At 60.0% G+C, this 14,343-nt stretch carries 14 protein-coding genes, 2 pseudogenes and 1 riboswitch; of the genes and pseudogenes, 4 read left to right on the top strand and 12 right to left on the bottom strand.

Annotation, left to right across the window (positions count from 1 at the left end; genetic code table 11):
- Window positions 1-69: 69 nt before the first annotated feature.
- Window positions 70-414: pseudogene (locus AC3IUF_RS17115) on the bottom strand (alpha/beta fold hydrolase); the annotation flags it as partial.
- Between the two features lie 190 nt (window positions 415-604).
- Window positions 605-1,066, bottom strand: a complete 462-nt coding sequence (locus AC3IUF_RS17110) for a VOC family protein (protein WP_007916108.1) — start codon at window positions 1,064-1,066, stop codon at window positions 605-607.
- Window positions 1,067-1,191: 125 nt separating this feature from the next.
- On the opposite strand from AC3IUF_RS17110, the gene AC3IUF_RS17105 reads away from it, so the two are divergent.
- The 3 genes from AC3IUF_RS17105 (at window position 1,192) to AC3IUF_RS17095 (ending at window position 3,725) form a co-directional block, all read left to right on the top strand.
- On the top strand, window positions 1,192-1,659 hold the full coding sequence (locus tag AC3IUF_RS17105; RefSeq protein WP_176472293.1) for an anti-virulence regulator CigR family protein: 468 nt from the start codon (window positions 1,192-1,194) through the stop codon (window positions 1,657-1,659).
- 168 nt (window positions 1,660-1,827) lie between these two features.
- Window positions 1,828-2,802, top strand: coding sequence for a quinone oxidoreductase family protein (locus AC3IUF_RS17100; RefSeq protein WP_489278733.1), 975 nt, complete (start codon window positions 1,828-1,830; stop codon window positions 2,800-2,802).
- Window positions 2,799-3,725: a LysR family transcriptional regulator gene (locus AC3IUF_RS17095; RefSeq protein ID WP_007916112.1), complete on the top strand. Its 927-nt coding sequence runs from the start codon at window positions 2,799-2,801 to the stop codon at window positions 3,723-3,725. The genes AC3IUF_RS17100 and AC3IUF_RS17095 overlap by 4 nt, the downstream gene beginning before the upstream one ends.
- Before the next feature lie 73 nt (window positions 3,726-3,798).
- Here the strand turns inward: AC3IUF_RS17095 and AC3IUF_RS17090 are convergent, their stop codons facing one another.
- The 3 genes and pseudogenes from AC3IUF_RS17090 to AC3IUF_RS17080 form a co-directional block, all read right to left on the bottom strand.
- Window positions 3,799-5,340, bottom strand: a complete 1,542-nt coding sequence (locus AC3IUF_RS17090; RefSeq protein WP_007916114.1) for a methyltransferase regulatory domain-containing protein — start codon at window positions 5,338-5,340, stop codon at window positions 3,799-3,801.
- Between the two features lie 58 nt (window positions 5,341-5,398).
- A pseudogene (locus AC3IUF_RS17085) lies at window positions 5,399-5,835 on the bottom strand (phytanoyl-CoA dioxygenase family protein).
- 19 nt (window positions 5,836-5,854) lie between these two features.
- Window positions 5,855-6,337 carry a GNAT family N-acetyltransferase gene (locus tag AC3IUF_RS17080; protein WP_489278732.1) on the bottom strand — a complete coding sequence of 161 codons (483 nt, stop codon included), beginning with the start codon at window positions 6,335-6,337 and terminating at the stop codon, window positions 5,855-5,857.
- A gap of 262 nt (window positions 6,338-6,599) precedes the next feature.
- On the opposite strand from AC3IUF_RS17080, the gene panB reads away from it, so the two are divergent.
- Window positions 6,600-7,415: a 3-methyl-2-oxobutanoate hydroxymethyltransferase gene (gene panB, locus AC3IUF_RS17075; protein WP_489278730.1), complete on the top strand. Its 816-nt coding sequence runs from the start codon at window positions 6,600-6,602 to the stop codon at window positions 7,413-7,415.
- On the opposite strand, the gene AC3IUF_RS17070 is transcribed toward panB, so the two are convergent.
- The 7 genes from AC3IUF_RS17070 to AC3IUF_RS17040 all read right to left on the bottom strand — a co-directional run bounded on the left by AC3IUF_RS17070 (window position 7,403) and on the right by AC3IUF_RS17040 (window position 13,973).
- Window positions 7,403-8,812, bottom strand: a complete 1,410-nt coding sequence (locus tag AC3IUF_RS17070; RefSeq protein WP_489278728.1) for an aminotransferase-like domain-containing protein — start codon at window positions 8,810-8,812, stop codon at window positions 7,403-7,405. The two genes, panB and AC3IUF_RS17070, sit on opposite strands and share 13 nt — an antisense overlap.
- Window positions 8,813-8,868: 56 nt before the next feature.
- A complete protein-coding gene (locus AC3IUF_RS17065; RefSeq protein ID WP_007916125.1) occupies window positions 8,869-9,189 on the bottom strand; it encodes an isochorismate lyase in 321 nt (106 codons plus the stop codon).
- A 45-nt stretch (window positions 9,190-9,234) separates the two neighbouring features.
- Window positions 9,235-10,323, bottom strand: a complete 1,089-nt coding sequence (locus AC3IUF_RS17060) for an NAD(P)/FAD-dependent oxidoreductase (RefSeq protein WP_489278727.1) — start codon at window positions 10,321-10,323, stop codon at window positions 9,235-9,237.
- Window positions 10,324-10,505: 182 nt separating this feature from the next.
- The gene (locus AC3IUF_RS17055; RefSeq protein WP_007916127.1) at window positions 10,506-10,709 is read right to left on the bottom strand and encodes a PLD nuclease N-terminal domain-containing protein; all 204 of its coding nucleotides are present in this window, start codon (window positions 10,707-10,709) and stop codon (window positions 10,506-10,508) included.
- Between the two features lie 50 nt (window positions 10,710-10,759).
- Window positions 10,760-11,680: an ABC transporter substrate-binding protein gene (locus AC3IUF_RS17050; protein ID WP_489278725.1), complete on the bottom strand. Its 921-nt coding sequence runs from the start codon at window positions 11,678-11,680 to the stop codon at window positions 10,760-10,762.
- A complete protein-coding gene (locus AC3IUF_RS17045; RefSeq protein ID WP_447785811.1) occupies window positions 11,677-12,036 on the bottom strand; it encodes a (2Fe-2S) ferredoxin domain-containing protein in 360 nt (119 codons plus the stop codon). Before AC3IUF_RS17045 ends, AC3IUF_RS17050 begins: the two co-directional genes overlap by 4 nt.
- Entirely contained in the window at window positions 12,036-13,973 is a 1,938-nt protein-coding gene (locus AC3IUF_RS17040; protein ID WP_489278723.1) for a TonB-dependent receptor plug domain-containing protein, read from the bottom strand. Before AC3IUF_RS17040 ends, AC3IUF_RS17045 begins: the two co-directional genes overlap by 1 nt.
- A 92-nt stretch (window positions 13,974-14,065) precedes the next feature.
- Window positions 14,066-14,271, bottom strand: a riboswitch (cobalamin riboswitch).
- Window positions 14,272-14,343 lie beyond the last annotated feature (72 nt).

The raw sequence follows: 14,343 nt of genomic DNA, 5'->3' as shown, positions 1-14,343 counted from the left end.
GATATGCACGTTGCCCTCGAAAAGGGGCGAATCCTGACGTAAGCCTCGGGCCAAGGCAATGCCAATTCCTCACATGGCGATAAAGTCACGTACAGCCTTGATGGTCGGCGCGGGGGCTTCTTCCATCAACCAATGTCCTGCCGCCGGAATCACCACCTCGGTGACGTTGTCCGCAGCATTGCGCATGACGATCGCTTCGTTGTTGCCGAAGGACTTTTAACCGCCCACGGCCAGCACCGGCATGCTCAAGTGTTTCTGCAGGACCGGAGCGTTGTCGAGAGCGTCCTGACGAATGCTGCGGAACTGCGCGAACGCCGCGTGCATGGCGCCGGGACGGGCGTAGAGCTTGGCGTAATGCTGGCGGGTGCCTTCATCGACTTTGGCCGGGTTGCCGGCGAACTCGTTCCACGCACGTGCATGGTGGCACCTTCGACCTTAATGTCCTGAGTGTGGAAGGTCGGCGGGAAGGGGACAACCTCGGCAAAAGCCTGGACACTCAAGGTCAAAAGGGCGAGGGCGGCCAGTAGCGGGCGCTCATGACGAAGTCTCCAAGCGTGGTGGCGATGGAGACAGCGTAGACGTATCGATCAGGGCCGGCGGAGTTTCATCCAGAAGCGAACGCCGCCTCGATAAACGCCCCCAGCGCCTGCTCTTCAAGAATCTCGATAGAGAAATGTCCGAAGCGTTTCGGCAGCCAGATGATGCGCGTTCCGGACGGCGATTGCAGGTTTTCGCGAGTCAGTGGTTGGCCGTTTTCGTCTTCCGGCTGAACACCGCTGGCGAGCAGTTCGTCGTAAGCCAACTCGATATCCGGGGTCGTGTAGCAATGGCGGTAAATCATGCCTTCGCCCACTGTATCCAACAGCTCCTTGAGATTCCCCGCCAGCGGCTGGACCAGCATGAAGCGTTCCTGACCGATCAATGCGACGGCATAGCGCACGTGCAGGCCCCCGCGATTCCAGATCTGCGTTGTGGAGATCCGCGCTTGCAGTATCTGCGCGTAGTAGGCGCAGGCTTGTTCAAGGTCTTTGACCAGTACGTCGATGTGGCTGAACTTCAAGTCCATGAAATAGCTCCTGTCGGGCGGTGTCGATGGGCTGGGTGTAATCGACGATCGGCCAGCCGGAATAAACTAAGCTGATGTGTAACGTCAAGATGACACAGGAGCATCCCCCCATGAAGGCGCGCCGCATGATCAAGTCACGTACGTGGATTGCAACGATTTCTTCCTTGGCCCTGGTCTTCAGTTCGGCGATGGCATTGGCCGATCCCGGTAATGGAAAGGGCCAGGGCAATGGCAAGGGCAATTCGCAGAATGTGCAGGGCCACGGCAACCAGAAAGGTAACAGCAACAAGGGCAACAACGCTGGCGGTGACTGGAATGATGGCCCAAGCATCAATCGTGGCAATGTGCTCGGAATTGTCGGAGGCTATCGCGACTACTGGAGCCCGGGCCCCTCGCTGCCACCGGGCATTCAAAAGAATCTTGCACGCGGCAAGCCATTGCCGCCCGGTATCGCGAAAAAGCTCGATGGACGTCTGCTCGGTCATTTGCCGCATTACGATGGCTACGAATGGCAGCAGGCGGGCACCGATCTGATCCTCGTCGCGCTGGCAACCGGCCTGATTTATGAGGTGCTCAACGGGGCATTTGATTAAGCGTTATCGCGCCGCAGATGTCGCCGCTGGCCAAGGTTGAAGTGTGGCTGCATTGCTGCAAGGCACGCAGCAATGATCTGCAAATGGAGGGTCTTGTTCGTCCGCTCATCGGTTATCAGACTGGAATCAACTGACGTTGAAGCAGCTTCCAGATAAGGAGAGATGACGATGGTTTATGTGATCCGGTTTGAGCAGTTTGGCAATCACGACGTACTGCAAATGCAGGCAACCGACAAGCAAGCGCCGGGGCACGGTGAGGTTTGGCTTGAGCAAGAAGCGGTAGGGGTCAACTTTCTTGATGTGACCCAACGCAAAGGCGCGGTCGCGGTTGCGTTGCCTTCCGGCTTGGGACTGGAAGGCGCGGGGCGGGTGGCCGCAGTGGGCACAGGTGTCAGTAACATCGTTGTGGGTGATCGCGTGGCTTACGCCACCGGGCCATTGGGGGCTTATGCCTCGGCGCGGCTTTTCCCGGCAGAGCGGCTGGTCAGAATTCCTGATGCCTTGTCTTGCGATGAGGCAGCGGCGGTGATGTTCAAGGGCATCACCGCGCAGTATTTATTGAAATCCACCTATCCCGTAGGGCCGGGCACCACCCTGTTGCTTTACGGGGTGGCGGGCGGTTTGGGGGCGATCATGGCGTCATGGGCAAGGCATTTGGGCGCGACGGTGATCGGTGTCGTGTCGAAGCAGGCCAGTGTCGAAAAGGCCCGGGCGTCGGGTTGTAACGAGGTGCTGGAGTTCGACGCCGAGACCCTGGCAGCGGACGTCGCACGACTCACCGATGGGCAGAAGGTCGATGTGGTGTATGACCCGATCGGGCGGGTGTCTTTTCAGGCGTCACTGGACAGCTTGCGCCCGCGTGGTTTGATGGTGTCGTTCGGCGCCTCATCCGGTGCGCCGGCAGCCGTGGAACTGGCGACACTCAACAGCAAGGGTTCGCTGTTTTTGACCCGTCCCTCACTGGCTGCGCACACTGCGACGGCTGCTGAGTATCAGGCGCGTGCGCAGGATGTTCTGGCCGCTGTCGCAGCCGGTATCATCCAGCCACATATCTGGGCGAGCTATCCATTGGCCGATGCCGCACTGGCGCATGCCGACCTGGAAACGGGCCGATCTTCTGGGGCGATCATTCTGAAACCATGAATCTTGATGTCTTGAGCAATCAACACGGCGATGAGATCGCTGCATTCCTGGCCGTCGCCTCGCAAGGTTCCTTTGTCGCGGCGGGTCGGCTGCTGCAACGCCATCCGACGATTATCTCCAAGCGCCTTGCCGCGATGGAGAAGCGTCTGGGCGTTCGCCTTGTCGAGCGCTCGACCCGTCAGGTCCGCATTACCGAGGCCGGCGCCCAATTGGAGCAGCGTCTGCGTTCGGCCGTCGAACTGATGAACGACGCCCAGCAGCAAGCGGCGCAGGGGGCCGGCGAACTTCGCGGCACGTTGCGCCTCGCGTTGCCGGCCGCCATGGGCCGACTCTGGCTGGGGCCGATGTTGCCGGAGTTTCTCAAAGCTCATCCGCAAGTTTCGATTATTGCCGACTACAGCGAGGGGTTGGTCGACATCATCGAGCAGGGGTTTGACGCCGCCATTCGTATCGGCGAGCTGGAGGATAATCGGCTGATCGCGACGAAGCTCAGCAACCACCGGCGGATTCTGTGCGCCTCGCCAGCCTATCTCCAGATGCATGGCGTGCCTGCAACACCTGAGGATTTGCTTCAACACAACTGTCTGCGCTTCAGCGGACTGGCGTCTTTTCCGCTGTGGCGCCTTCATCGTGGCCATGAGCTGCAAACCGTTAGCGTCAAAGGCAACCTGACGGCCAGCGACAGCGAGTCGCTGCTGGCCGCTGCCCGGGCGGATGCCGGCATCTTGGGCGCGGGCGATTGGTTGATGAGTCGCGATATCGCCGCCGGAAAGCTGATTCATGTCCTGCCTGACTGGCAACTGGATAGCGCGGGAGGTGTGTATCTGGTCAGACCCTCGGCGCGGTTTCCGACGGCGGTGGTCGTCGCGTTCAAGCAATGGCTCGAAGCGATGTTCGCGCCCGCGCCACCGTGGGCTTTTTGATGGCTGGCAGTGGTCTGCAGATGGCGCGAGTGACAGCAGATTTGCCTGCAACACTGCGCGCCATCCACCTCGATCAAACGATTTTCAAAGCACTCAGCACGATCAGTGATTGCTCGGCAAAAGCCTGGGCCTGTTCGGTCAGTGCGGCGATGTTGGCTTCGGCGGTGGTCAGCGTTTTGCCGTCCTTGACCAGCACTTCGTTTTGTTCGGCAATGACGCTCCACGCCAGTTGTGCCCACTCTGCCGGGTGCTGTTTGCCCTGGCGGATTGCAATCAGGAACAGTTGCTGGAAGCGGCTGACCGTGACGCCACCCCCGGTGACCGGGCTGCTCAGCACTTGAATGTCGGCGTTGAACAGCGCGCGCTTGCACAGTTGCAGGTTGAACGCAGCGCAGCGTTCGTACACCCGCGCCTCGGCGGCTTCGCTCTGGCAAGGGGCTACCGCGCCCATGCTGACCAGGATGGCGATGGCCTGTTCCAGATCGTCGTAGGCCATTGGCGACACCGCATCGAGCAGCTGCTGCATCGTTTTGGCTTCATACATCTGGTCCGCGAGGGCATTGAGGAGCGGACGGTAAATTTCCGCTTGCAGCGTCGCTGCGCCAGCGGGGCCGGTGACGCTGGAGGCTACGTTTTCTGTCGGCTGCATCAACACAAATCGCGTATTGAGCATGCGCGAGCGGCGCTCGGTCGCGCTGAGTCGGTTGGCACCGCGCACGTACAGGTCGCGACGGAAAGCCTGGTTGACGAAGTAGTCACGCGCCTGCTCGCGCATCACCGGGTGTTCGATACCGTCGAGAAAGGCCAAGCCTTCGGCGCTCAGGTTGAGTGCGTCAACCGAATCCATCGGCACCGCCGTCGTGACGTAATCGAGCTTGGCCGGGGCCAGTGCATCAACCATGTCGGCGAAATACATGCAGTTCCAGTCGCGATTGAAATATTCATGGGCGACGTACTGACGGTCCTGGCCTTTGATGGTTTGCAGCCTGGCCCCCAAGTGCGGCGCGGCAATGGCGTATTTGGGGTTGGCCGCCAGCAGCGCTTCGGAAAACTGCAACGCGGCATCGATGCGCTGATCCGCTCGCGTCGAGTGACTGGCAAAGCGGTCGTGCAGGCTGAACAATTGGCGCAACGGCGCAGCAGGCGACCAGCCCGGGAATGCGTTGTAGCTGACGTAGAGATGACCACCCGGTTTGAGGTGGCGTCGGGCGAATTCGACAATCAGCTTCTGGTTGTCACGGCTGACCCAGGTCCAGATGCCATGCAGGCTGATGCTGTCGAATTGCGGCAAATCATGGCGCGCCAGCAGTTGCTCGAAGCTGTCGTCGTACAGCCGCGCACCGTTATTGCCAAGCGCCGCGAGTTCAATCGCATGGGCCGCCTGACCGGGGTGGAAGTCCGTACCGACGAAGCCGGCCGGGTTGGCCGTGGCGTGAATATTGATTGACACACCCTGACCAAAACCGAGTTCGCAGTGATAACCGTCGGGGTTGTCCAGACCGGCAAAGCCGCGCAACAACAGGCAGTAACGCTGGAATACCGGATTGATTTCCCGGCTATAGCTGTAGGTGTAGCCTTCGTCCGTGAAATAACCTTCGTTCCAGGCGTTGCTCATGGGTGCAGCCTCTTGAATCGTCATTGAAAGTGGCTTTATACGTGATGGACTCGCGCCATTAAAACCTCTCGGTGTCCACCAGGATGTTGTCGGCAGGATCGAACCATTCGATAGGGTCCATGTGGATATTTCGCAGGGCCACGGTTTGCCGGTGAGATACGTACAGCGGCTCGGCCCAATAATTGATCAGCATCGAGCGTCGGCGCGCGCCCGAAAGATTCCGGCTGCCGGCATGCAGCAGGTCGATATCGAACACCAGAATGTCGCCCGCACGGCCCGTGAACTGGACGGATCGCGTCTCATCATGGACGTCAGCGTGCGGTGCTCCGGACACGGCAGCGAATGGCGCCAGTCCTGACCTCGGGGCACGGGCCAGCGATCCGACGGCAGTACACCCGCATCAAACGCCTGGCGCAGGTCGTCCAGCCACTCGGCGGGTATGGCGCGACGGAGCAGGGCAAAACCCTGCTGATGAAGCTGTTCACGGTTATTCATGATCGGACGTGTTCGCTCCTCACAAACGCAGGCCCATCTCCAGGGCGCGGGTCTCGAAGCCAAACTCGGCATACATGCGCACCGCGCGCTCGTTGAACGGCCAGACCGTCAGGCGCAAGTCTTGAGCATTTTGCTCGATAGCCCAGTCTTTCACCCGTTGAATCAGCGTGCGGCCAATGCCTTTGCCCCAAAACGGCTCGGCCACACAGACTGACCCGATGCGAACCACGTTCTGCGGCTGCATCAGCGGGCCGGAACTGGCGGACACGGTGGCCGTAATGAACGCCACGGGGCGCTCAGCGGCGCTGGCGATATAGACGATCTGGCCAGGCTTTTCGAATACCCCGGCCCAGTGCGGCAAGTCGCGGGCAAAATCTTCGGTCGCGGCGGCGTAGATATCGGGGCGGGCGGCGTGGTGTACCGAGTTGAGCAATTGGCCCAGCTCGCTCATTGCCAGCGCATCGGCGGCAGTGGCTGTGCGGTAGGTGATGATTTCTTCCATGATAAAAATTGCTCCTTGGGTGTGTTTATAAGTTCGCATCCTGCGGTAAACGGCGAAATAAAGCATCCGGGATCCTGCTGCATTTCAACGAAGCAGGGTGCACCTGGGTCGCTTTTTCAGGCCAATCTGTGCATTGAATGTTTCGGCGTTAAACGAATAATCGAGTGCTCGAATCTTTTGGAATTGGGCACTGTATGGAAGCGTTACGCATTCAATCTGGCGACATTTATCGTTCATGGACGGCAGCCTCGGAGCGTCGCCCATGAGCCTGCATACCCGCACCAAACGCCTGACTGTACCGCAATTGGTGGCGATGAAAGGCCAACAGAAAATCGTCTCGCTCACGGCCTATTCCAGCGCGATTGCCAAACTGATCGACCCCATCGTCGACTTCATTCTGGTCGGTGACTCCACGGCCATGGTCGGTTACGGCCGCCCCTCGACACTGAGCATGCAGCTCGAAGAAATCACCGGTCACACGCGTGCGGTGGTCGATAGCACGCGCCTGGCCTGTGTGGTGGCCGACATGCCGTTCGGCAGTTATCAGGAATCCCATGAACAGGCCTTTCGCAATTGCGCTCAGGTGTTGGCGCGTACCGGTTGTGATGCGGTGAAGCTGGAAGCCAACAAGGCCTTGGCGCCGACGGTCGAGTTTCTGGTGGCGCGCGGGATTCCGGTCATGGCCCATGTCGGGTTGATGCCGCAGTTCGTCAATGTCATGGGCGGTTTCAAGGCCCAGGGCCTGACAGCTGAAACCGCTGCGGTGATTGCCGAAGACGCCCGCGCCAATCTCGACGCGGGCGCCTTCAGCCTGTTGCTCGAAGGTGTGGCGGAGGGCGTGGCGCGGCAGATTACGCTGGAGTCGAAAATGCCCACCATCGGCATCGGCGCTTCACCGGCCTGCGACGGGCAGGTGCTGGTCACCGAAGATGTACTCGGCCTGGGCGGTGAACATCTGCCGCGCTTCGTCAAACGCTACGCCGATGTCGGTGCGGTGATCAGCGAGGCTTGTGCGCAGTTTGCTGACGATGTGCGCCACGGCCGGTTTCCTGAAGCGCAGCATTGCTATGGACTGTAGACGCGGTTTTCTTCAGTGATCGCCAGCGCCAGTCGTTGCACCGCGTGGGCAATGTTCTTGTCCCAATCGAGGCTGTAGCTCAGGCGCAGGTGCTGGTTCCAGGCGCCTTGCTGGCTGAAGATTTCGCCGGGGGCGATGACGATCCGCTCGGCCAGCAGGCGCTCGAACACCCGTTGCATGTTGATCGGCCGCACAGCCTTGAGCCAGAAGCTCGCACCACCTTGCGGGGCGAGCACCTGCCAGTGGCCGCTACCGTACTCTTCCAGCAAGGTCTGCAGCTGTTGCATGCGCTTGACCAACAGAGCGCGCAACATAGTCAGGTGCTGGTCAATGCGCCTGGAGTTATAGAGTCTGGCAATCGCTTTCTGCCGCATCGGCGAGAGGCGAAATCCGCGCTGCATAAACAGTCGATGAAACTGCGCGGCCTGCTGGCGACACAGCACGTAGCCGTACGGCGCTTCGCCGCCAATAATCTTGTCGAATGTCGAGAACACCAGCAGCTTGTCCGGATCGGCAAAGTCCCGATAACGCGTAGCTGACTTGGAGAAACTCAACTCGCCCCACGTGTCGTTTTCGAACAGCCAGATCGCCCGCTCGGCCAGCCAGCGACAGATCTGCTGTTTATCCTGCGCGGGCATCAACTGGCCTTGAGGAATATTCACCGTGGAGGAGAGCACCGCCAGGCGTATCGGTTCGCGCGTGAGTAACGCCTTCAATGCAGGCAGGTTGAAGCGGCCGTCATCGCCGAAGGGCATTTCGACAACGCGGATATTGGCCGCCTGCAACTGGCGCAGAATCGCCCACGAGCAGGGCGATTCCACCAGCGCCACAGTGCCACCGAGATTCAAGGCACTGAGCGACAACTCCAGCACACTGCGCAGGTCCGCGCCGATATACACCTGCTCGGCCTGCCAGTGGTTGTGAGTGGAACGGGTGTAGCGTTCAGCCAGGGCCGCGCGCAATTCCGGCTCGCCGAGGGGCTGATAGAGCGGCGCGTGCGAGCGCGGGTATTGGCGGGTCAGTTCGCGCTCCATCGTCAACAATGGGCCTTGCAGCGACAGCAGCATCGCCGGCGCATCGCTGCTCAGGGCCAGCATGCCGGGCTGACGGGCGCTGGCGAAGACGTGATCCAGAAGATTGCCAGAGTTGGCCGTCACAGGTGCCGACGATATTGACCGGGTGAAATAGCCGAACCTGGCTTTGGCGTGGATTCTGCCTTCGTCCTCGAGCAGTGCGTAGGCGTATTTGGTCGTCGATACTGAAACGCCGAGGCGCAATGCCAGTTGTCGCAGTGACGGCAATTTTTGCTCACCCATGCCACTGGCGGCCTCGATCAATCCGACGAGGTAGTGGTAGACCTCCTGATAGGCGAACGCGGTGTCCTTGTGGGGCGTCAATGCTGTTCTCCTTGATTGTCAGCTTAGGGAGCAAACGGAAGACTGCGCTAAAGCAGTCAACTGTCCGTCTGCGCCGCCGCCCAGTGCTTCATTTCTTCAGCAATGAAGTGATTGACCAGGTCGCTGTACATTTTCTCAATGGCATCTGCATTCAAACCTTCGTTTTCGGCCCAGTCGCGACGGGTTGCCAACATCGCCTGAAAACGCTCCTGTGCCCGCACTGAGGCCGCCGAGGTCTTGAACTTCGAGGCAGCGAGTACGTACTGAAAGCGCTTGCCCAGCAGTTTGATCACCGCTTGATCGAGTCGGTCGATTTCACTTCGAATATCTTGCATGTCCGCACAGTCGGCGGGTTGTAACGTGTTGATGACGTCCATGTGCGTCTGTGCCTCTCGAATTGTTGTTGATCGTGCGGCGGGTTTTCAGCGGGTAAGCGCAGCGTTTTTTGTCACTTTGCCGGAGTTCTGAAAAAAACGCTCTGGGCGGCACGGTGCAAGGGCCGCAGATGACTGGCGATCCAGCAGCTCTTCACTGGCGAGGCGCCCGACGATTGCCGCCAGCGTCACTCCGGGATGCATCGCGCAAACGTAAACTCCGCCGACACCGGGCAGGTAACCGACAACGGGGATGCCGTCAGCGGGCATGGGCCGGAACCCGACGACGACGGGTTGCGGCTCGATGGAAACCACTCCGTGAAGTTCATTTTGTATGGTTTCGGCGGTTCGCCAGGCAAGGTTTGTCGGCGAGTTGCCCGGCGCCTCGCCCAGATAATCTTCAGCGGCCAGCAACGTGCCGTCGGCACTTTGCCGAATTTCCATTTCGGGGCTGGAGATGATGCCTTTGACGAGGCCCGGTTGGGTCTTGTAGCGGATGAAAATGGCGGGGGAGGCGTCGATGGGCAGGGAGACGTTGAGCATCTGCGTTAACTGTTGGGTGCCGGTCCCCGCAGCAAGCACGACAAGGTCGGCATCGATCGCGCCCGTTGTGGTTTCAACGCCGGTGACATCGGCGTTGCAGGTTGTGAAACCGGTCACGCGGGTTTGCGTTAGCAATTGCGCGCCCAGCGCCCGGGCGCCGGCAATCAGGGCGTGGGTGGTTTGCACGGCGTCGAGTGCGCCTTCTTCCGCGCGATACAACGCGCAGGGTGGGGGATTTTTCAGGTTGGGCTCGCGAGCAAGCACCTCGGCAGACGATAACAATGTCGCCGACGCCGGATACTCTGCTGATTCGTTGTACGACAAAGCCCCGGTCCAGCGAATCTGCAAATCCGGCAGCTCGGTTTCGAGTCGTCGGTATGCTTCTATGGCCATACCGCGCAACTGCGCAATCGGATCAGCGCCGGCGTGCGAGGCATTGATCCAGGCGAAAGAGTTTGCCGTGACGCCGCTCGCGATCTCGTCAGCCTCGATCAGCGTGACGTGCGCTCCTTTGCCAGACAGGTGATACGCAAGGGCGGCACCGACGATGCCCGCACCGACCACCACAATTCGCCCACGTGCTTTATGATCCATTTCAACACTCCCTGTTGTCGATCGGCTGATCCTGCAGCAGGGAGACGCGGCGAGCAACCAGAAAAAAGCCCGGCCAAAGCCGGGCTCGTCCGCTGGCAACGGCTTAAGCAGGCATATCTCCGGCGGGCATTTGGAATGTCAGTCCGTGACGGATGCTCAGTCGCTATGGATCAAGGGTCAGATTACGACGCCGAATGCTGACTGACGTGTTTTGGCCCCGCTAACGCCCAGGCAATCAACCCGAACAACGGCACAAACACGATCAGCACGATCCACACACCTTTATTGCTCGCTTTCCCCTCGCTCTTGCGCACCCGATTGATGGCCCAGAGTTCAATCAGCAGAAGAACTGCCGCCAGTACGATCCACACGGTTTCGATTTGCATTGGCTACCTCCTGATGGTCTGTTCGTTAGGTGGCGTGGGGGGCGGCGGGTTCATTTATTTTTCTTCAGTGCGTTGAGCTGCCGCGCCAGTTGCAAGGCTACGCGGCCGCTGTTGAAAGTCGGCAGCAGGTGGGTGAAAGGGATTTCGATGATCCGGTTTTCGCGCACCGCGCGCAGTCGCGACAACACCGGGTCGTGGGTCAACAGATAGCGTTTGCGACGGGCGGGTGACCATTCGGCGTCGGCCAGCAGAATCACGTCCGGGTCGCTGGCCAGCAGGGTTTCGCTGTTGACGGTGACTCGATAGAGGTTGATGTCGGCAAAGACATTGCGTGCCCCGGCAGCGGCCAATAACGGGGTGACAAACCCCCGCCGACCTTCGCTGTCGAGGCCTTTGACTTCGCTGTCGAGATAGAACACCGACAGCGATTTACCCGCACCGGCCAGGGCTCGGGCACTGGCGAGGTCGGCGTCCATGGCCGCACTCAATTGCCGCGCCTGTGGCTGTTTGTGCAGCAGCCTGCCCAAGGTCAGCAAGTCATTGCGCACATGCGCGAAGTAATCCAGCGAATGCCCGTTGCAGGCCGACTCCAATAGATAAGAACCGACGCCATTGCGCGCCAGACCCGAGCGTGAAGTCACACCGTCGCCGAATGCCGTGGCGAACCCGCCAATCACCAGGTCCGGTTTCTGTGCGTAAAGCACTTCGCTGGCCGGGTATTGCCGCGCGATCACCGGCACACCGAAATACGTGGCTGGCCGCTGACCGGCATCGGTGTCATCCAGATACGCCACGCCAACCAGCGCTGGCCCGGCACCCAGCGCCAGGACGAGATCCGCTGCATGCTGATTGAGCGCGACGACGCGCGAAGGCGCAGCGGCGTTCCAGTCCTCGCCGCAATTACTGAAGCTGTCGGCGAGTGCCGGCATTGAACAGAGCAGGGCGCCAAGCGCTAACAGGATCGATTTCATCCCTGCGCCTTGACCAGCAAATCCGCGACCACTTCACCGCCCACCAAATGCCCCTCGACCAGCCGCTGCACCTCTTCATGGCTGTGCACGCCATACCAGCAACGTTCCGGGTACACCGTCACAATCGGCCCCAGATTGCACGGAAACTGGCAGTGCGTGCGTGTCAGCAAGACACCGCCCGGCGTCTCGATATGATCGTGCGCCAGCAAATGCCGGCGCAGGGTTTTCCATAACTGCAAGGCACCGCGCTGGGTGCAGCGCGGGCCGGTGCAGAGGAACACATGGCGCGCATGCTCGGGCACATGCGACCAGTCCGGGTGCGTATCGACGCCGTCGACGGTTTTGATTTCACTCATCAGAAGCGGTACGTGTAGCGTACTTCGGAGGTGAACGGCCGGCCGAGGTTGTCGACGTTGCTCGAACGGCTGGTGACGTAGTCGCGGTCGAAGAGGTTTTCCACCAGCAGACTCACCCGGTGTTGGTGGGCGTTGTCGAGGTAGCGATAAGCGTCGGCGTCGACCACCGAATAATTGCCGTATTCGACTTGCTTCGAGCTTTTGATATCGCGGATGTAACGGATCGCACCGCCAACACCCCACAGGCGATTTTCCGATTCATAACCCACCCGCGAGCGGGCGAAGAAGCTTGGGATGTCGTTGATCGTCACACCGGTACGCGACTCGGTGAGGTTGCGGGTCATGTCCGCTTGCAGGCTCCACTGATCGTTGAGCGCCAGTTTCGCGTCCGCCTCGAAACCGCGCATCTGGATCGTGCCTTCACCGTTGACCCACTGAATGTCATTGAGGGTGATCAGGTCGTCGATCTTGCGTTTGAACAGGGTCACGCTGGCGCTGAATTCGCGATCCAGCAGCAGGCCCTTGTAGTCGACCCCCAGCTCCGTATTGCGGCTTTTTTCCGGTTTCAGGTTGCGGTTACCGATCTCGTCGCCCGGCTCGTTGACGAACAGTTGCTCGGCGTTCGGCAGTTTGTAGGCGCTGCCGTATTGACCGCGCACCGACCAGTTGTCGTTGAGGTCATACAGCGAAGTGAGCATGCCGACCGTGGCGCTGTCGCCACCGCTCATGGCCTCGTGACGCACGCCGATGCTCGGATGCCAGTCGGGCAGGGCGTCGATCTGCGGGCGCAGTTGCGTGTAGAACGCATGGGCTTCGGCCTTGTCGTTGTCGATGATCAGCACGTCGTCCTGGCCCTTGAACCACTGGTTGTCGCTGCCGAACACCAGCACATGGCCGCCGGGCAATTCAGCCTTGCCTTCGGCCTGCACACCCCAGTCGGTGAAGCCCCAATAGTCGTTGTGATTAATGACCTTGGTGCCGCCGCCATTGACGTTGTTGACCCGGGTGTAGCGCGTGTCCCAATCGTTGATATGGCCTTTGACGAAGTAGCTCAGGCGTTCGTTGAGGGTTTGCTCGAAGGTCGCCGTAGCGATTTGCTGCACGCGGTCGTTGGTGGTTTTGTGGTTGTCCACAGGGCGGGCGAAGTCGAGATTGGCGTCGGCGTATTGGTAGAACAGTTCCAGCCGCGCATCATCGCCAAATGACTGAATCGCCTTGCCGCCGAAGGTGGTGACTTCGTAGGCGCGGTTCTTCTCGCTGACGTTTTTCAGGTCGCGGTTGCGATACGGTTGATAGCCGTCGGAAACGTTGTGGCTGACATACGCCAGCAAACCGAGATCGCCGAAACCGTTATTGAAGATGTTCTCGACGCGAGCGTCTTCGGTGGTGCCGCCAAAGCTGTCCACGCCCAGATTCACTTCGCCGGCGGCTTTGCGCGATTGCGGGCTGCGGGTGACGATGTTGATCACGCCGGATACGGCTTGGGTGCCGAACAACAGGCTCTGGCCCCCTTTGAGTACTTCGATGCGTTCGATGGCGTTGGCTGGCAAAGTGTCTAGATAGAGGCCGCCGTACAGGCGATTGTTCAGGCGCACGCCGTCGAGCAGGATCAGCGTGTCATCGTTGCGCCCGCCCAGCAGCGAATAGGTGCCGTAGTCGAACGGGCCATTTTTCGGCGCCACGTACAGGCCGGGAATGAACATCTGCATGACGCGGCTGACATCGGCACTGGGGCCGGCGCGCTCGATCTGTTCGCGGCTGACGATCTCGACCTTGCTGCCGAACTTCGCCATGTCGGCGACCGTGGTCGACTCCACCGACGGTGCGGAAACGATTTGCTGATTGAGTTCCAGTGGTGTGTCGTCGGCCAGTAGCAGCGGGCTGAACAGGCAACCAAGAAACAGGGTTGGAGCAGAAGTGTAGAAAGGTCGAATCATTGTCTTCTCGAAAAGGATCTTCGCAGAAGAGCATGCAAGAGAAGGCATCGCGCACAGCCAATACCGGCCCATGCCCGCCCACCGCAGGATTTTGCCAAACAGCAATTCAGGCCGGTCTCCGGGCTCGCGCGTATCGAGGCTTTCACCTTCCCATGGCCGTCTAACCACAGTGGTGTATCGAAAGCATCACGCGCATACCGTTGCGGGGGCAGCACCGGACTTGTTCGAAAAGAACGTACCGGTTTCCCGTTTCACCCCATGCACGGCGGCATGGGACACCTGAAACTGGGCGGCATCTGAACATTCGAATGACCGTTCGTCAACTTGCCGATACAGGTACTCGACCCGCGAATTACCAACTTTGGAAATA

The sequence above is a fragment of the Pseudomonas sp. KH_040 genome, from assembly GCF_057839305.1.
This window is presented reverse-complemented; position numbering and strand designations above follow the sequence as displayed.